This is a genomic window from Ensifer sp. 38_S197, from assembly GCF_056924495.1.
The window spans coordinates 493,692-511,328 of record NZ_JBXOVZ010000002.1 but is presented as its reverse complement, the minus strand read 5'-3'; the positions used below and the strand labels follow the sequence as shown (position 1 = coordinate 511,328).

At 63.8% G+C, this 17,637-nt stretch carries 12 protein-coding genes; 6 read left to right on the top strand and 6 right to left on the bottom strand.

The annotated features are described in order from the left end of the window. Positions 1-89: 89 nt before the first annotated feature. Both AC1Z3V_RS15690 and AC1Z3V_RS15685 read left to right on the top strand, forming a co-directional pair. Positions 90-524, top strand: a complete 435-nt coding sequence (locus AC1Z3V_RS15690) for an Lrp/AsnC family transcriptional regulator (protein ID WP_429815105.1) — start codon at positions 90-92, stop codon at positions 522-524. Between the two features lie 112 nt (positions 525-636). Next, complete coding sequence (locus AC1Z3V_RS15685) at positions 637-1,119, top strand: VOC family protein (RefSeq protein WP_173517698.1); 483 nt, start codon at positions 637-639, stop codon at positions 1,117-1,119. 75 nt (positions 1,120-1,194) lie between these two features. Here AC1Z3V_RS15685 and AC1Z3V_RS15680 read toward each other — a convergent pair whose 3' ends face one another. From AC1Z3V_RS15680 to AC1Z3V_RS15660, 5 genes are all read right to left on the bottom strand, one after another. Further along, positions 1,195-1,959, bottom strand: a complete 765-nt coding sequence (locus tag AC1Z3V_RS15680; protein ID WP_483500258.1) for an APH(3') family aminoglycoside O-phosphotransferase — start codon at positions 1,957-1,959, stop codon at positions 1,195-1,197. 213 nt (positions 1,960-2,172) lie between these two features. After that, the gene (locus AC1Z3V_RS15675; protein ID WP_483500256.1) at positions 2,173-6,351 is read right to left on the bottom strand and encodes a translocation/assembly module TamB domain-containing protein; all 4,179 of its coding nucleotides are present in this window, start codon (positions 6,349-6,351) and stop codon (positions 2,173-2,175) included. 218 nt (positions 6,352-6,569) lie between these two features. Beyond that, entirely contained in the window at positions 6,570-8,483 is a 1,914-nt protein-coding gene (locus tag AC1Z3V_RS15670) for an autotransporter assembly complex protein TamA (protein WP_483500254.1), read from the bottom strand. Between the two features lie 270 nt (positions 8,484-8,753). Further along, on the bottom strand, positions 8,754-9,983 hold the full coding sequence (locus tag AC1Z3V_RS15665; protein WP_483500252.1) for an MFS transporter: 1,230 nt from the start codon (positions 9,981-9,983) through the stop codon (positions 8,754-8,756). 213 nt (positions 9,984-10,196) lie between these two features. Next, positions 10,197-10,454 (bottom strand): YMGG-like glycine zipper-containing protein, encoded by a 258-nt coding sequence (locus AC1Z3V_RS15660; protein ID WP_065774087.1) that lies wholly within the window; start codon positions 10,452-10,454, stop codon positions 10,197-10,199. A gap of 431 nt (positions 10,455-10,885) precedes the next feature. Between AC1Z3V_RS15660 and AC1Z3V_RS15655 the strand changes: the two genes are divergently transcribed. The 4 genes from AC1Z3V_RS15655 (at position 10,886) to hemA (ending at position 16,158) form a co-directional block, all read left to right on the top strand. Next, positions 10,886-11,374, top strand: a complete 489-nt coding sequence (locus AC1Z3V_RS15655) for a (2Fe-2S)-binding protein (protein WP_034802397.1) — start codon at positions 10,886-10,888, stop codon at positions 11,372-11,374. A gap of 81 nt (positions 11,375-11,455) precedes the next feature. After that, positions 11,456-13,801 (top strand): xanthine dehydrogenase family protein molybdopterin-binding subunit, encoded by a 2,346-nt coding sequence (locus tag AC1Z3V_RS15650; protein ID WP_483500249.1) that lies wholly within the window; start codon positions 11,456-11,458, stop codon positions 13,799-13,801. A gap of 14 nt (positions 13,802-13,815) precedes the next feature. Beyond that, on the top strand, positions 13,816-14,613 hold the full coding sequence (locus tag AC1Z3V_RS15645) for an FAD binding domain-containing protein (RefSeq protein WP_483500247.1): 798 nt from the start codon (positions 13,816-13,818) through the stop codon (positions 14,611-14,613). 330 nt (positions 14,614-14,943) lie between these two features. Continuing rightward, on the top strand, positions 14,944-16,158 hold the full coding sequence (gene hemA, locus AC1Z3V_RS15640; RefSeq protein ID WP_429815128.1) for a 5-aminolevulinate synthase: 1,215 nt from the start codon (positions 14,944-14,946) through the stop codon (positions 16,156-16,158). A gap of 252 nt (positions 16,159-16,410) precedes the next feature. Here hemA and dxr read toward each other — a convergent pair whose 3' ends face one another. Then, the gene (gene dxr / locus AC1Z3V_RS15635; protein ID WP_483500245.1) at positions 16,411-17,586 is read right to left on the bottom strand and encodes a 1-deoxy-D-xylulose-5-phosphate reductoisomerase; all 1,176 of its coding nucleotides are present in this window, start codon (positions 17,584-17,586) and stop codon (positions 16,411-16,413) included. Positions 17,587-17,637 lie beyond the last annotated feature (51 nt).

The following is a 17,637-nucleotide window of genomic DNA, read 5'->3' as shown; positions in this document are numbered from 1 at the left end:
AAATGCGTGTCAGCAAAAAGATGGAAAACTGCCGATTAGTGAGATAAAATCGACAGATTGATAAGCATCATTTTACAAAGTGACAGGCAATGGATGATCTCGATCAGGCACTGATCAGCGCCTTGCGCCAGAATGCGCGCATTCCCGTTTCGACGCTATCGGAAATGACGGGCGTCTCGCGCGCGACCGTTGCCGCCCGTATCGACAGGCTGGTCGCCAGTGGCACGATTGCCGCCTTTACCATCCGCACCGGCGCGGAAATTCCGGCTTCCGGGGTCCGCGCCGTGGTGATGATCGAAGTCCACGGAAAGATGGCCGACCGTGTTGCCGAGCAATTGCGCGGCTTGCCACAGGTCCGCGCACTGCACAGCACCAACGGCCGCTGGGACTTCATCGCCGAGCTCGAGGACCGCGACCTCGTTTCCTTCGACGAGACGCTGCGGCGCATCCGCCTGATCGACGGCATCACCGTCACGGAGACCAATATCCTGTTGAAAACCAGCAAGATGACCGGCGCATTCTGAGCGGTTTGCTCCACCCTGAACCGGTAACAAAATCGCATCCCGGAGTCGATTTGTTCTTGTTTTGTTCTAGTGTTTCGCTATGATGTGCGCCTCACCCAAGATGGAGGATGTCATGGTTGCCAATGGCGGCAGGCTTGCCGATCGGCAGATCTGTGTGAAGCTGTTTGTCAGGCATGGCGACGAGGATCGCGCCATCGCCTTTTATCGCGAGGCGCTCGGCGCCGAGCTCCTGCAGCGGCATGAATGGCCGAGCGGGATCCTCACGAGCGCGGATTTGAGGATCGGGGAATCGGTGTTCCGGATTGCCGGGGCCAACCCGCGCCGTGACGCGGAACCCAAGCTTGGGGGGCCGCGCTCGCCGCATGCGCTCGGCACCACGGCGGTGATCCTGGAATTGCACGTGCGGGATGTCGATCGTGTCATCGGCCGGGCGATCGGTGCCGGTGCCAGCCTCCGGAACCCGGCCGAAACCTTGTCGACGGGCGATCGTGTCGGTGCCTTCATCGATCCCTTCGGCCATATCTGGGCGCTGTTCAATGCCATTGAGGATGCCGACATCGTCGATCTGAGCATCGAGGCCCGCAACGCCGCCTGAGGCGTTGCGGGCCTTTCGCTATATTGCTGCGTGCTTGGGCGGACATGTTGGTCGCCGCGCGTTAATCAGCGGTAATCAGAAGAACTCGTCGAGCAGGCAGTAGAAGTCGCGTTTGTCGGGATCGTCCGTGTCGATGCCGTAGGCGGCCAGAAACGGCTCAACCCATTCCTCGCCGAGATTGTGGGTGATGCTGCGGCAGGCAAGCGCGATGTCCTGGTAGCGATCGGCGACGCCCAGCCGGCTGCAATCGATGAAGCCGGAAAACCGGCCATCCTTCTCGATGATGTTCGGCAGGCAGGCGTCACCGTGGGTGACCACGAGCGTGTCGGGCGAGGGCATGCGGGCTTGCAGCTCGGCAAAGAGATCGGGCGCCGTTCGACCGATCCTCGTTTCATCGAAATCGTCTTCATCGACAAGGCCGGCTTCGGTGCGCGCGCTCGCAAGGGCGATGCGCCTTTCGATCCGATGATCGAAAGGGCAGCCGGCGACATCCAGCGCATGCAGGCGTTTCAGGGCGTCCGCCAGGATGGCGATCCGGTCCCTTGGTGAGCGCGTCGTGGACGCGAGGTCCGTGCCTTCGACGGCCTGCAGCAGCAGCCAGTTCGTTGCCAGCTCGAAGGCGCGGGCGATCACCTGCGGGCACGGCATGCCCTTTGACGCCAGCCAATCGAGCCGCGCCGCTTCGTCGACGAATTCACCGAAGGGGCCGGCAGCCTCGACCTTCAGCACCAGCATCGGACGACCTGGCGCCTGCAGCAGAAAGATGCTCGAGTCCGATTGTCCGAGCGTGTCGCGGTTCCAGTCATACCCGGCAACGAGCGGCCGGAAATTCTCGGGCAATTCGAGATGCGGTTTTTGGGGAAGACAAGACGATCACCTGAAAAATGAATGAAGCAAATTGGCGCGATGGCGGCCGACGCCGATGTAGGCTCGCTGCGGCGGCAATTCCACAGGTGATGTGCGCGCATTCACGCGGCCCGGGATTGTATTCGGTCCGCGGGCCGTATTTGGTCAGACTGTCGTCGGGGAGAGCGCCGCCAGGCAAGTCGCCGCTCAATACTCCTTCTCGAAGAAGATGCCGCCCGCTGCGGAGCCGTCGCCGGCGGCGGAGCCCTTGAGCTTCACGCCCTTGCCGACATCGAGATTGATGACCGCCTTGCTGGAAGAGGAATCGGAGCCCTGCTGCAGCTCGATATAGGTCCGGTCGTTGAGATATTTGCCGGCCCGCACCGAGGCGCCGCCCTTCTCGTCGGTGGTGACGTCGAGGTCGTCGACGCCGAGCTTGTTGCGCAGGCCGTCGAGCAGAGACGTCGAGCCACCGCCGGCAAGCTGGCTGACGGCGGAGGCGAGCTGGGCGATCTGGAAGGCCGAGAGGTTCGACAGCGACCGGTTGAAGATGAGCTGCGCCAGGATCTCGTCCTGCGGCAGCGCCGGCGATGACGAAAAGCCGATCTGCGGATTGTTGGCCAGGCCCGAGACCGAGACGGTGATAGTCGTCGCGCCGACGCTCGAGGTTGCCTTCAGATCCAGTGTCGGGATGAGATCGCCGCCGAAGCCGATCTTGCCCTCGGTGAAGGTCAGGCGTTTGCCGAGGATTTCCAGCCGGCCGCGGCGCATTTCGAAGCCGCCGGATACGATCGGCTGCACCGCGGTGCCACGGATCGTCAGGTCGCCGCCGAGTTCGGCGTCGATGCCGCGGCCGCGCACGAAGACCTGGTTGGCACTGACGCCGAGATCGAAGGCGATGACGCCGCTGGCATTGGCGCCGGCAGCCGGCACCTCGTCCCTGCGCAGATCCTTGACCATCTTCTGCACCTTGGCGGGCGCGTTCTTGTGCTTGATGTCGATCGCCGAGAGCGAGGTCGGCAGCTTCTCGGGAATGGTGATCGACGCCTTGCGGATCGTCACCTTGCCGCCGAGCGTCGGGGTCGCGACCAGCGGACCGGTCAGCGTCATTTCGCCGGCAAGATTGGCGTTGAACAGCGTACCGTCGACGTAAGTTGCATTGTTCAGGCGGATCGTCAGGTTGGCCGGGAAACCGGAGCCTGGAACCGTGCCGACGGTGCCAGTCGCCTCGACCGAGCCGCCGGTCGCGAGATTGGCCGAGAGCTTCGAGATCGTCGCTTGCTTGCCGTCGAGCGAGACATTCGCCGTGAGGTCGTTGAGCGCCAGATTGCGGCGCACGTCGACGAGCCGGCCGCCAGCGGTGGTGACGGTGCCGGCGATTTGCGGCGCCTTGGCGGAGCCGGAAATCGAAAGGTCGATGCCCGCCTGGCCCGTCAGCGTGAAGCCTTTATCCGCCATCAGGTTGGCAATGAGGGCAAAGGGCAGGTTGCCGTTGAACTTCATCGCGATGGGCATGTTGCCGCCGATATCGACATTGCCGCCGCCCTTGAAGGAGAGGCCGCCGGCGCCCGAAAGCGTCGCGTCGAGCGTTACCTTGTTGTTGGCGAACTTGCCGTCGGCGGCGATGTCGAAGGCGGCGACCCCGGCCGTGCGCGCCGCGGCGAGCGAAGCGCCGGACCACTTGAGGTCGTAGGTAACAACAGGCGCGGATGCTGCACCATCGACATCGACCGTGCCGGCAATCGTGCCCTCGGCGCCGAGGTCCGGCGCGAAGGCATTGATCAGCGCCGCCGGAAGGGCGTTGAGCTTCGCAGCGATGTCGAGTTTTTCGCCTGCGGTGCCGTTGACGGCGATGGTCCCCTTCGATGCCTGGATCGTCAGCGCGTTGAGGCGGACGACGCCGTTTTCGATGGCGATGACCGTCGGCTGGGCCAGCTTCAGCGGGATGCCCTTCGGCGTCGCGCCGAAGGAGGTGAGCCGAATTTCCGTGCGTCCCTTCGCACTCGTGAGATCGCCCTTGGCCGCGAGCGGACCTCCGTCATATTTGCCGTCGATCGAGAAGCCGGTGCGCCCGGCCTGCTGCTGGAAAGCGACGGCAAGACCGGCGACCCGGTTTGGCCCTTGCGCAATCGTCTCGGCGCGCACGCTGCCTTTGATGGCAAGGGCGGCGACATCGGAGATCGTGATATCTGCGGTCGGCTTGGCAATCGTCAGGGCGTCGCGCTTGATGCCGCTGCCGCCGGCCTTGAGGACGACGGAGGTGATGCCGTTTGCGGTCTTGATTGCGGCCGACCCGTTGAGATCGCCCGAGGCCTTCTGTCCGGCCATGGCAGCCAGCAGGCCAAGATCGGGCAGGTTGAAATCGATCGTGCCATCCGGTTTGAAGTCCGGGGTGAAACTGATCGCACCGGTCAGCTTGTTCTCGCCGATCCGGGCTTCGAGCACGGGGATCGCGGTGCGCCCGTCCTTCGAGACGACGTCGGCCTTGACGTCGATTGCCTGGCCGTCGAGCGCGCCGGTGGCGGTCAGGCTGGCCTGCGGGCTTGATGGGTTGGCCTTCGCGTCGGCCCTGATCGTAAGATCGCTGAGCGTGCGTCCGGCGAGCGTGGCGCCACTCGAGGTCAGTTCGGCCTTGATACCGAGCTCGGCGAGCGGGCCGGTCACCGCTGCCGTGAAGTCAGCCTCGCCCTTGGCGTCGGCCAGGAGCTTGCCGAGATTGGGCAATTTTCCCTTGAGATCGGTGGTCAACTGGCCCTGAGCCAGGGCGACGGTACCGGCTGCTTCGATCGTGCTCGATTTGAGCTCGAGGCCCTCCACGGAAACGTCGCCGTCGCTCGTCGTCTTTACTTCCCCGGCAAGCGCGATGGTGCCGTCGAACTTCGCCGCAGCGGCCGGCGGCAGGGCTCCCGGAACGGCAAAGAGCTTGAAGGCGGCGGCGACGGTGTTTTCTTCACGCGAGAAGGCGCCCGTGAGCGAGCCGCCAATGCCGGGGCTTTCGATCGTCACCGGATCGAAGCCTATGCTCTCCTTCGTCACCGCGAGGCTGGCGTCAACCTTCATCGGCGCCTGCACCAGCCGGGCGAGGTTGGCGTCGTTGAAGCCGGCTTCGCCCACGTCGAGCACGGTCTTCACCGGACCGGACTGGGCCTGAAGGTTGAAGCCGTCGCTGCGGGCCGACAGTTTGACGGAACCGAGCGCAACATCCGGCAGCGTCACCGATGCGACGTCGGCGGCGAGATCGAGGATGGCCGCTTGCGCGTCGCCGATCAGCGACAGATTGACGGCATTGATCTTTGCCTGGGCTTCACCCTTCTGCAGCGGCCAGCGGAAGTCGATCGCACCGTTGGTGCCGGCAAGCCGGGCCTGTAGATTGTTGTCGCCCTTGCTGTCGAAGGTGCCGAAGGCGCCGAAGGTGAGCGCGCCGGTCGCGATCTGCCCCTTGTCGACGCGCACCATGCCCTGGCCGTTGAACGCGGCGGCAACGTCAATGCTGGTCTCGCCCTCGAACATCGGGCGCAGGGCCGGCGGCATCAGCGAACCGAAGGCGCCGCCGCCGGTGACGGTGAGCCGGTGCATGCCATCCGGCGTCTGGACGTGGCGACCGTCGAGCTTGAGGATCTCGCTGCCGTCGAGCGCAGCCGTTGCCGTGCCGGCCCAATCGGAAAGCGGTCCCTGACCGGTCAGCTTGATATTGACCGCAGGTTCGTTGGGCAGGCGAAGCAGCTTTGCCAATACACCGTTGCTGGGCTCGTCCACGGTCGCTTCGAGCTTCAGCTCGTTGCCCGCCGGATTGAAGACGATATCGGCGACGGCGCGCGCTTCCGGCCGGTCGCGCTGGGCGGCGGTCAGGCCAAGGGCGATGCTCTCGTTGGTCGCATTGATCTTGCCGCTGGCCGTCAGGAACTGGTCCTCGCCTGCGATCGCCTTGCCGATGACGATTTCCTTGAGATCGATCGCGTCGATCTTGACGTCGACGGGAAGCACGAAGGTCGAGCGTACTTCCTTGGTCTCGGTCGAGGGGATCGGCAGGCGTTCGACACGCACCGAGCCGGCGGAGATCGCCGCGGCGTCAAAGCGGAAGGAGAGGAGGGCCGCCGGCGACCAGTTGAGCTTGAGGTCGCGCACCTCCGCATAGACGCCCTGGCCGTCGAAGAGCGTGATGCTTCCCGCCGCAAACTCACCTGTCAGAAGTGCGCTGGGATCGGCGATCCGCACGATCTGGTCAGGCGTTGCCGCATATTTCTCGATTGCCCAGGCGACGAGCCGGGCGCCGGGAGTCGTGAAGCCCACGAAGGCGACGAGAAGGAGGGCAACGACCGCAATCACGCCAAGCACACGAAGGCCATAGCGCAGCGTCGCGCGAAGGAAGCGGACGACCTGATTCATGTTCTACCCATAGCGCAAGTTGCGCTGCAGCGGAATCGCCGCAGGGCGAAACTATCAACGGATGAGGGCAATTTGCCGAACCCGCTGCATAATTCCTCAAATCGGGATCGATTTGAGGAATTATGCAGCAGATCTAAAGTGTTACAGCGACCTTAGCGTGTCTTGAAAGACGCGCGGCGTCGTAGGGGGGAAACGGCCCGAATCGCCAAAATCAGGAATCAGAAGGATTGGCCGATACCGGCATAAATCCCGTACTTCGTGCCGCCGGGGTATTTGTTCAGCGGGACCGCGAAGTCGAGACGGATGGGGCCGAAGGGCGTGGCATAGCGCAAGCCGATGCCGGCGCCGGCGCGAATGTCGGAGAAGTCGGGCGTCGTTTTCGCCGAGACGGTGCCGGCATCGATAAACGGAACCACGCCGATCGTGTCGGTGATCGCGATGCGGGCTTCGAGCGAGGCGTTGACATAGGAGCGCCCGCCGGTCTCCCTGTTTTCGGAGTTGCGCGGGCCGATCTCCTGGTAGGAGTAGCCGCGCACCGAGCCGCCGCCGCCGAGATAGAAGCGACGGTTCGCCGGAATATCCTCGAGCCCGCCGCCGCCGACGAGCACGCCGGCGCCGATCTTGCCGGCGAGAACGAAACGCTTCTCGTCGCCGAGCGCATGATAGCCCGATGCCGACGCTTCGAAAGACGAGAAGAAGGTCTGGCCCTTGATCTCGTAGCTCGGCTTGGCGTTGATCATCGCCCGATAGCCTTCGGTCGCGTTCAGCTTGTCGTTGCGGGTGTCGCGCACATATTCGAGCGGAATGGCGGCGGTCAGGTAGGAATTCGAGCCGAAGGCGTCGTCGATGTTGGCCCAGCTCAGCTCGCCGCCCCCCGAGACGGTGTCGGTCGGCGAGAGTTCGAATGTCGCACCGGCCGCACCCGTCAGGATCTTGGCACGGTAGGCGTCCGGATCCTGGATGTTGGCCTTGACGCTGGCAGTAAACGTCGAAGCGGGGCCGAAGGCACCGGGCTTGGCGAAGAGAATGCCGACCGAATAGTCGAGCTTGCCCAGTTCCTTCGTCTCTCCGATGCGGTCGACCGAGCCTTCGATGCGCAGCGATTCCGCCCGCCCGAAGAGATTGCGGTGTCCCCAATAGCCCGAGAGACCGAGACCGTCCGTAGTCGAAACCTGGGCGCCGAAGCCGAAATACTTGTGCTTGCCCTCGGAGACCTCGATCTTCATCGGGATCGACCCATCGGGCGAAAGCGCGTTGGCTTCCTTGATCGTCACGCTCGAGAACACGCCGAGCTGGCGCAGGCGCTCGGATGCCTTGCGGATATCCTCGGGCGAATAGGGGCGGCCCTCATTGAGGCGCGAATAGTCGCGCACGAAGGCGGGATCGACAGTCTTGGTTCCCGACACGCTGACATCGCCGACAGGCGCGATCGGACCGCCGCTTGCGCCGATAACGACGTCGACGGTGGAATTGGCGTGATTGGCGACGGCGCTGCGTTCGGTAAGCTTGGCAAGCGGCCGGCCCTGCTCGCGCAGGTCGTTCACGACCTTTTCGCCAGCCTTGATGATCAGCGTCGAATCGGCGCGGGTACCGGCCGGCAGGCCGTAGTCATCCGGATTGAAGCCGGCCGCATCGCCTTCGAACTTGACGGAGCCGACCGTAAAGGCGGGCCCGGGCGTGACGGTGACGGTTACCGGGATTGCCTGCCCATCGGGGAAGGCGGGATCCGGCGGCAGGCTGTCGATGTCCTGGCCGTTGACGCGAATTGCCACGGTGCCGCCGTAGCGGGCTTTTTCGTAAAGCGCTGCGAGCAGACGGTCGCGGTCGTCGCGCGCGCGAATGGCAAGGCCGAGATCGCCGGACACGGGCTTTTCCTGGCCCTGGACGAGCTGCGAGCTATTTTCCAGCGCTTCCTTCAGCTCCTTGTCGTCGGTGCCGGCGTCGAAGGTAAGCGTATAGTTGACCGGGTCGATGACCGGCGCTTCCTCTTCGTCGCTCTCGAAGAACTTCATGCCGAAGAGCTTGAAGGCATGGGCGCTTTTGGCGGAAATCGGGCCGAGCGCAAACGAGAAGGCGACTGCAAGCGCAGTTGCGGCCTTCCAGTACGCAATACTCGACCGTGGTGGGGACATTCGCTTCCGCATCCCGTCTTCAGGCGACCCAATACAAACTGCCTGCATATGCGGCCGGGTCACTATTGCATGCCTAAGGTTTTCCATCTGTTAACGATGACGGCCGGCCGCATCCACCCCTGATGCCGATTTTCGGTGGCGATTTGCCGGAAAAAGCTTCGAAATGTTGTCGGTGCAGCACAACCATAGGCTCCGAACGGACGGTTTCCAGCCAGGCGTTCCGACGATTTTGTCGGGCGCGTGGCTGGCTTTGTTCGCGGTTCGTCAGGGTTAGGCCGCTTCCGGCAGTGCGCGCAACTGCGGCACGCGGGAGGCAATGATGACGAGAAACTGGATCAGGAAACCGGCGGCGGCGACCGCCAGACATAACTCGACGCCGAAGCGCGCGGCGACGACGGCCCCGAGCGCTGCACCGATTGGCCGGGCTCCGAACGTGGCCGTGGTGATGAAGGCGGAAACCCGGCCAAGCATGGCATTCGGTGTGACGGCCTGTCGCAAGGTGAGGGTCGCGATCGACCAGAGCACCGGGCCGGCGCCAAACAGAAAGAAGCTCAACCCGGCGAGGGCGCCGGACGGTATCCAGATCGTCGAGAGCATTACTGCGGCCGCCGCCAAGCCGCCGAGAGGACCAAGTGCGATCATCACGCCGAACGAAATACGGCGCGCAATGGCGGGCGCGGCGACCGCACCGATCATCATGCCGGCGCCGTAAATGCCAAGGGTGATGCCGACGCCCGTGGCCGTCAGGCCGAGGGTTTGGATGGCATAGGCGACATAGACCGCCTGCAGCACGAACCAGGCCGTGTTGAAGACGATGGCGGTCACGAGGATGGGCCTGAGGAGCGTGTGGCCGGCAAGGAACCGTGCGCCTTCGATCAGATCCTGAAGGAGTTTGCGTTTTGCCGTCGCGGGTTGGTGTTGATCGCCAACGCCGGCAAGCAGGACGACGGAAAGTAGAGAAAGGCATGTGGCGACGACATAGGCGAGCGACGCACCCGTCCATGCCACGATTGCGCCGCCGATTGCCGGTCCGCCCGAATAGGCAAGGCTCCGGGCGAGTTCCAGCCAACGGTTGGCGTCGGCCAGTCGGGCGCGCGGAACGATCGCCGGGACAAGGGCGGGGGCGGCGACGTTGTAGCAGACGGTGCCGATGGCTCCGACAAAACCCATCACGGCCAGAAGCGGCAGGGTCAACAGGCCGCTGACCATCAGGAGCAAGGTAGCGACCAGCGACAGTGCGCGCAGCATTTCCGAGGACACCATCAGCCTGCGCCGCGACGTGCGATCGGCGACGAGCCCGGCGGGAATGGAAAGCAAGAGGAACGGAAGCGTCTGGGCCATCTGCAGCCATCCGGTTTCCGCCGGCCCGGCTGCGAGCAGAAGCACGGCAGCGAGCGGAGCGGCAGCCAGTGCCATCTGCTCGGAGAACTGCGCAAACAGATTGGACCAGCCGATGCGCCTGAAGGCGGGCGGCAAGGGAATGCTTGGTGATTTCGACATGGAACGACCTCGATGGTGATATATCGAGGACAGCAGACGGACTTGCGCGACCGATAACCACCCGGTTTGCGCGCGTCGGATCATTTCTTGGGGGCACGCCCGGTTTCGCCGGGCGCCGGAACGAAAAACCCCCTCAGGGCGTCGGCCATGAGGGGGTAACTAATCCTGCGGTGGGCTTGCGCCACGCCGAAGGATGATCGCCTTCGCTGCGCCTTAGCGCGGGCAGGCGTCGATGTAGCGGCGGCCGTAGCGGTCGCGGTAGTAGCACTGTCCCGGCTGTTCGCTGACATGGCCGATGACTGCGCCGGAAACGCCGCCGATGGCTGCGCCGACCGCTGCGCCACGGACGTCGCCGGTGATCGCGCCGCCGATGATCGCGCCGGAAACGGCACCGATGCCGGCGCCCTTTTCCGTCTGGGTGCAGCTTGCGACCGACAGGGCGACCAGCACAAGTGCGATGGCTTTCTTCATGTTGTCCTCTCCGATCTCTACGGATCTCAGCCTCTTGCTCAGTCCGTCCCTTGGATGATGGCGGAGCCGGGATCATCCCGCTCCACCTGAACTTGCAGTTCGGAAAATACGCGGTCCCGATTTAAAGTCTACGGGAGACCTGCGGTTTCTTCCGGCGCGCAAGATAATGATATCGTTCCTGAACGGGACATGAAGGCGCAGTTCCCCGCGATACAACCGGCGTGGAAAAATTTTGTCGTTCGGCGGGCGGTAGCGGTTGCGGCATTCCAAAAAAAGACAAATGATACAAACAAGCCTGCGAAATCCGGGAGGAACGGATTCGTCGGCGACGGGCATCGATATCAGTTGGCGCGTACCCTAGTCGCGTGAACCATCTCACCCGACTTTTCGGCCGCGCTCGTGTTGGCATTGACCGACCCCGGAGGAGCGAAATGGCGAAAGTGACAATGACGGTCAACGGCCGTCAGGTGAGTGGTCATTGCGACGACCGCACATTGCTGGTGCAATTCATACGCGAAAATCTTGGACTGACGGGCACCCATGTCGGCTGCGACACTTCGCAGTGTGGCGCCTGCGTCATCCATATGGACGGAAAATCGGTCAAGAGCTGTTCCATTCTCGCCGCGCAGGCGGCCGGATCCACGATCACCACCATCGAAGGGCTGGCGGCCGACGGCGAACTCCACCCGGTGCAAGCGGCGTTCAAGGCCAATCACGGCCTGCAATGCGGCTTCTGCACGCCAGGCATGGTGATGACGGCCGTCGACATGATCCGCCGGCACCAGGGACAGCTCGACGAGGCGACGGTTCGAGCCGAACTCGAAGGCAACATCTGTCGCTGCACCGGCTACCATAATATCGTCAAGGCGATCCTTGCCGCTGCCGCCGAGATGAGCGGCGCACGCGTGGCCGCAGAATAGCGGCCGGACGGGGGGCGAAGAGAGCGTCGCCCTGCATGTCATCGAAACACTGTCGCTGGAAATCTCGGGAGGAGATCGGCAATGGGAGTTGAAGGCATTGGCGCGCGGGTGGCGCGCAAGGAAGACAAGCGGTTCCTGACCGGCAAGGGCCGCTATACCGACGACATGTCCGTGCCGGGCATGAAATACGCAGTCTTCGTGCGCAGCCCGCATGCGCACGCCAAAATCCTCAAAGTGGACGCATCCGCAGCCAAGGGCATGCCTGGCGTAATCGACGTGCTCGACGGCAAGCAGCTTCTTGCCGACGGAATTGGCAATCTGATCTGCGGCTGGATGATCCACTCCAAGGACGGAACGCCGATGAAGATGGGCGCCTGGCGACCGCTCGCGCATGAGGCGGTGCGCTATGTCGGCGATGCCGTGGCAATCGTCGTGGCCGACAGCGTGGCCGAAGCCCGCGACGCGGCCGAGGCCGTCGTCGTCGACTATCAGGAGCTTCCTGTCGTGACCGATGCGTCGAAGGCGCTGGAGCCAGGCCAGCCGCAGCTTCACCCGGAGGCGGCCAACAACCTGATCTTCGATTGGGAACTCGGCGATGCGGCCGCGACCGACAAGGCGATCGCCGCGGCGGCGCATGTCACCGAGATCGAGATCCACAACAACCGGCTCTCGCCCAACCCGATGGAGCCGCGCGCCACGCTCGGCATCTACGACAGCGGCGACGATCACTATACCTGCTACACGACCAGCCAGAACCCGCATGTGGCGCGGCTGGTGATGAGTGCCTTCTATAACGTTGCGCCGGAAAACAAGCTCCGCGTCATCGCCCCCGATGTCGGCGGCGGCTTCGGCTCGAAGATCTACATCTATCCGGAGGAGATCGTCTGTCTCTGGGCTTCGAAGCGCACGGGCGTCCCGGTCAAGTGGACGTCCGATCGCACCGAGGCCTTCCTGACCGACGCGCATGGCCGCGACCATGTGTCGAAGGTGAAGATGGCTTTCGACGCCAACAACCGCATCATCGGGCTCAAGGTCGACACGATCGCCAATCTCGGCGCCTATATGTCGCTCTTCTCGTCGGCGGTGCCGACCTATCTCTATGCGACGCTGCTCTCCGGGCAATATGACATCCCGGCGATCCATGCCAATGTGCGCACCGTCTACACCAACACCGCGCCGGTGGATGCCTATCGCGGCGCCGGACGGCCCGAGGCGACCTACCTGCTCGAGCGCACGATGGAGACGGCGGCGCGCGAGCTCGGCGTCTCGCCGGCGGAGCTGCGGCGGGTCAATTTCATCCGCTCCTTCCCGCACCAGACGCCGGTCATCATGAATTACGACGCCGGCGACTACGACGCTTCGCTCGAAGCGGCGATGAAGGCGGCCGACTGGAACGGCTTTGCCGCACGCAAAGCGGAAGCTGCCGGCCGCGGCATGAAGCGCGGCATCGGCATGAGCTGCTACATCGAGGCCTGCGGCATCGCGCCGTCGGCAGCGGTCGGTTCGCTCGGTGCCGGCGTCGGTCTTTGGGAATCGGCCGAGGTGCGCGTCAATGCCGTCGGCACGATCGAAGTCCTGACCGGGTCGCACAGCCATGGACAGGGCCACGAGACGACCTTTGCCCAGCTCGTCGCCGACCGCTTCGGCGTACCGCTCGACAGCGTCAACATCGTGCATGGCGATACCGACAAGGTGCAGATGGGCATGGGCACCTATGGCTCCCGCTCCGGTGCCGTCGGCATGTCGGCCGTCGTCAAGGCGCTCGACAAGGTCGAGGCCAAGGCGAAGAAGATCGCCGCGCATCTGATGGAAGCGGACGAAAGCGACATCGTCATCGAGAACGGCGAACTGAAGGTCGCCGGCACCGACAAGGCGGTGCCCTGGTTCCAGATGGCTTTGGCCGCCTATACCGCCCACAATCTGCCTGCCGGCATGGAGCCGGGGCTGAAGGAGGGGGCCTTCTACGACCCCGCCAACTTCACCTTCCCGGCCGGCTGCTACATCTGCGAGGTGGAGGTCGATCCCGAGACGGGACGGACCAAGATCATCCAGTTCGTCGCCGCCGACGACTTCGGCAACATCATCAACCCGATGATCGTCGAGGGGCAGGTGCATGGCGGGCTGGCGCAGGGCATTGGCCAGGCGCTGCTCGAAGGGGTGCACTACGATGCCTCGGGCCAGCTTCTGACGGCGAGCTACATGGACTACGCCATGCCGCGCGCCGACGACCTGCCGTCGTTCCAGGTCTCGACCTCGAACACGCCCTGCCCGAACAATCCGCTGGGCATCAAGGGCTGCGGCGAGGCCGGCGCCATCGGCTCTCCACCGGCGCTGATCAATGCGATCACCGACGCTATCGGCAACAATGCGCTCACCATGCCGGCAACACCGCAGAAGGTGTGGGCGGCGGCGCAAGCAGCCAACTGATCGGGAGGACACCCATGTACGAGACCCAATATCACCGGGCGTCCTCGGTTCAGGATGCCGTCAAGCAAATGGAAGCGGCCGGCGAAGGCAAATATGTCGCCGGCGGCATGACGCTGATCCCGACGATGAAGCAGCGGCTGGCCGCCCCGAGCGACCTGATCGATCTCCGTCACATCGGCGAGATGCAGGGTATCATGGTCTCCGGTCGGTCAGTGCGGATCGGCGCGGCAACGACCCACCACGACGTGGCGTCGTCGTCGGCGCTCAAAGCCGTCTGTCCGGCGATCTGTGGCCTTGCCGGCCATATTGGCGATCCGCATGTGCGGCACATGGGCACGATCGGCGGTTCCATCGCCAACAACGACCCGGCGGCCGACTATCCGGCGGCGATGCTGGCGCTCGGCGCGACAATCGTGACCAACAGGCGCGAGATCGCGGCTGACGACTTCTTCACCGGCCTGTTCGACACGGCGCTGGAAGGCAGCGAGATCGTCACCGCCATCACCTTCGATGCGCCTGCGAAGGCTGCCTACCAGAAGTTCGCCAACCCGGCGTCGCGCTATGCGATGGCCGGCGTGTTCGTCGCGCGACGCGACGATGGCGACGTCCGGGTGGCCGTTACCGGGGCGGGAGCGAACGGCGTGTTCCGGCATGGCGATATGGAAGCGGCGCTCGTTGCCAACTGGTCGCCGGATGCGCTGAGCAATGTCAGCGTCGATGCCTCGGAGCTGCTCTCCGATATTCATGCGGACGCGGCCTACCGCGCCAATCTGGTGAAGGTCATGGCCAAGCGCGCCGTGGCGGCGGCCTGACCGGGATGGAGCATCGTCAAACAACAAAAAAAGGGGACGGCTTCGGTCGTCCTTTTTTCATCCTTGCTTGACTTCGATCAAGCTTGAAGAGATGAACATGCGCTAAGGCTTTCTTTGGAATGTTTCAAAACTAGGGCTCTCCGGGTTGAAACGGTTTCAGTGAAAGCAGCGAAGATGCTTCGGCCCGAAAATGCTAGATCATCCCGGATGCATTCATTGGACGCGCAGCGCTTCAGGGGCCTTTTGCCGCAGGTGGCAGATGCCGAGCATTCCGAGGTTGACCCCAGGTCGCTTTGAATCAAGAAAAGCGATCGGGCACTGGAGAAAATGATGGATTTCGAGAATTTCTTTAAGAACGAGCTGGATGGGCTGCATCAGGAAGGCCGCTACCGGGTTTTCGCAGACCTCGCCCGTCATCGCGGCAACTTCCCGAAGGCAGCGCGCCATACGGCCGATGGCGTCCAGGAAGTCACCGTCTGGTGTTCGAACGACTATCTCGGCATGGGCCAGCATTCCGTTGTCACCGAGGCGATGAAGCGCGCCATCGACGAATGCGGCGCCGGCGCTGGCGGCACCCGTAACATCTCCGGTACTAACCACTATCACGTCCTGCTCGAGCGCGAGCTCGCGGACCTGCACGGCAAGGAATCGGCGCTGCTGTTTACCTCGGGCTACGTGTCCAACTGGGCAGCACTTGGTACGCTCTGTTCCAAGATTCCCGGTGTCATCGTCTTCTCGGACGCCGGGAATCACGCTTCGATGATCGAGGGGATCCGTCACTCCAAGTGCGAACGCGTCATCTTCAAGCACAATTCGGTCGCTGACCTCGAAGCCAAGCTCGCCGCAGCCGATCCGCGCGCGCCGAAGATCATTGCTTTCGAGTCCGTCTATTCGATGGACGGCGACATCGCGCCGATCAAGGAATTCTGCGATCTTGCCGACAAGTACGGCGCCATGACCTATCTCGACGAAGTGCATGCCGTCGGCATGTACGGTCCGCGTGGCGGCGGCATTGCCGAACGCGAAGGCCTGATGCACCGGCTGACGGTCATCGAAGGCACGCTCGGCAAGGCCTTCGGCGTGATGGGCGGTTATATCACCGGTTCTGCGGCGCTCTGCGACTTCATCCGCTCGTTTGCTTCCGGCTTCATCTTCACGACGGCGCTGCCGCCGACGCTTGCTGCCGGTGCGCTCGCCTCGATCCGTCACCTGAAGGAAAGCCAGGTCGAACGCTTCGCGCACCAGGAGCGCGTGCGTCGTCTGCGCTCGCTGCTCGACCAGCGCGGTATTCCGCACATGCCGAACCCCAGCCATATCGTGCCGGTCATGGTCGGCGACGCGGCCAAGTGCAAGTGGATCTCCGACCTGCTGCTTGACAACTTTGGCGTCTACGTGCAGCCGATCAACTATCCGACGGTGCCGAAGAAGACCGAGCGCCTGCGCATCACGCCGACGCCGCTGCACTCGGATGCCGACATCGATCACCTCGTCGGCGCGCTGCATTCGCTGTGGTCGCGCTGTGCGCTGGCAAGGGCGGTTGCGTAAGCTCTTTCAAGAGAGCTGCCCCTAACCCTCTGCCCGCTTGCGGGGAGAGGGGATGAGGACGGATACTCGGTCTCCCTCAAATGGCGAGATGCTGTTCTGCTCCATGCACGGACGCAGAAACCGAGAACGTTCGTGGTAGGCGAGAGCGGATGCGGCTAGGTCCCTCCGCCCCGCGCGCGGGAAAGGCGCCGGCAGGCGGGTGAGGGGATTCCCTATGGGCGAAAGCCTAATGAACCTGCAGAGTAAACCTGATTATCGAATGAGCCCGGCCGCCAGTTGTCGGGCTTTTTCGTCTGCGGCGAAAACGTCGTCCATGGTTGTCGCCGCCGGAAGATCGGCGAGCGCGTCCATGACCTTTTCGACGATCTCCGCCATGGCGAGAAATCCGGTGCGTCCGGCGATAAAGGCGTCGAGTGCCGTTTCCTTGGCACCGTTGAGTACCGCCCCCTGCACGCCGCCCTCGACCATGGCGCGGCGCGCCAGGCGGATCGCCGGAAAGCGCACTTCGTCCGGTGCCTCGAAATCGAGGCGCGACAGCTTGGCGAAATCGAGCCGCTCGATCGGCAGGCTGCAGCGGCTGGGATAGGAAAGCGCATAGCCGATGGCGGTGCGCATGTCCGGGCAGCCGAGCTGCGCCAGCACCGAGCCGTCCGTGTAGCCGACCATCGAATGGATTACCGACTGCGGGTGCACGATCACTTCGACCTGTTCGGGCCTGAGGGCGAAGAGGTGCTTCGCCTCGATCATCTCCAGTGCCTTGTTGAACATCGAGGCGCTGTCGATCGAGATCTTCAGTCCCATCGACCAGTTCGGATGGGCGCGCGCGACATCGGCGGTCACGTGCCGCATCTCCTCTAGCGACTTGGTACGGAACGGGCCGCCCGAGGCCGTCAGGATGATGCGCTCGACGGCGTGGCGCTGCTGTTCCTCGAGGACCTGGAAAATGGCGTTGTGTTCGCTGTCGACCGGCAGCAATCGTCCGCCGCCCTTCTTCACCGCCTCGATGAAGAGGCTGCCGGCGGAAACCAGGCACTCCTTGTTGGCGAGCGCAATGTCGGCGCCGCGGCGGGCGGCGGCGAGGGTGGGGGCGAGACCGGCATTGCCGACAATGGCCGCCATCACCCAATCAGCGTCGCGTTCGGCCGCTTCGATCAGGCCGCTCCTGCCGGCGGCGACGGCAATGCCGGTGCCAGCAAGCGCCGCTTTCAGGTTTTCGTATTGGCTCTCATTGGCGGTGACGGCAAGCTCCGCCCCGGCCTTCACCGCCTGTTGGGCGAGCAGAGGGATGTTGCCGTTGCCGGTGACGGCGACGACTTCGAAGCGCTCGCGACCGCCAAGACGCGCGATGACGTCGAGCGTGTTGGTGCCGATCGAACCGGTCGACCCGAGGATCGTCAGTCGGCGCTTCGCATTGTCGCGGGATGCCATGCCAATACCCATGTTCTTCTTTTTCGGAGGGAATGCGCGGGGCGGCTTTCG

Excerpts from the sequence above, each read along its gene's own strand:
- AC1Z3V_RS15690 (WP_429815105.1), top strand. The coding sequence starts at position 90 with ATGGATGATCTCGATCAGGCACTGATCAGCGCCTTGCGCCAGAATGCG.
- AC1Z3V_RS15685 (WP_173517698.1), top strand. The coding sequence starts at position 637 with ATGGTTGCCAATGGCGGCAGGCTTGCCGATCGGCAGATCTGTGTGAAG.
- AC1Z3V_RS15655 (WP_034802397.1), top strand. The coding sequence starts at position 10,886 with ATGGCGAAAGTGACAATGACGGTCAACGGCCGTCAGGTGAGTGGTCAT.
- AC1Z3V_RS15665 (WP_483500252.1), bottom strand. The coding sequence starts at position 9,983 with ATGTCGAAATCACCAAGCATTCCCTTGCCGCCCGCCTTCAGGCGCATC.
- AC1Z3V_RS15675 (WP_483500256.1), bottom strand. The coding sequence starts at position 6,351 with ATGAATCAGGTCGTCCGCTTCCTTCGCGCGACGCTGCGCTATGGCCTT.
- hemA (WP_429815128.1), top strand. The coding sequence starts at position 14,944 with ATGGATTTCGAGAATTTCTTTAAGAACGAGCTGGATGGGCTGCATCAG.
- dxr (WP_483500245.1), bottom strand. The coding sequence starts at position 17,586 with ATGGCATCCCGCGACAATGCGAAGCGCCGACTGACGATCCTCGGGTCG.
- AC1Z3V_RS15645 (WP_483500247.1), top strand. The coding sequence starts at position 13,816 with ATGTACGAGACCCAATATCACCGGGCGTCCTCGGTTCAGGATGCCGTC.
- AC1Z3V_RS15670 (WP_483500254.1), bottom strand. The coding sequence starts at position 8,483 with ATGTCCCCACCACGGTCGAGTATTGCGTACTGGAAGGCCGCAACTGCG.
- AC1Z3V_RS15660 (WP_065774087.1), bottom strand. The coding sequence starts at position 10,454 with ATGAAGAAAGCCATCGCACTTGTGCTGGTCGCCCTGTCGGTCGCAAGC.
- AC1Z3V_RS15650 (WP_483500249.1), top strand. The coding sequence starts at position 11,456 with ATGGGAGTTGAAGGCATTGGCGCGCGGGTGGCGCGCAAGGAAGACAAG.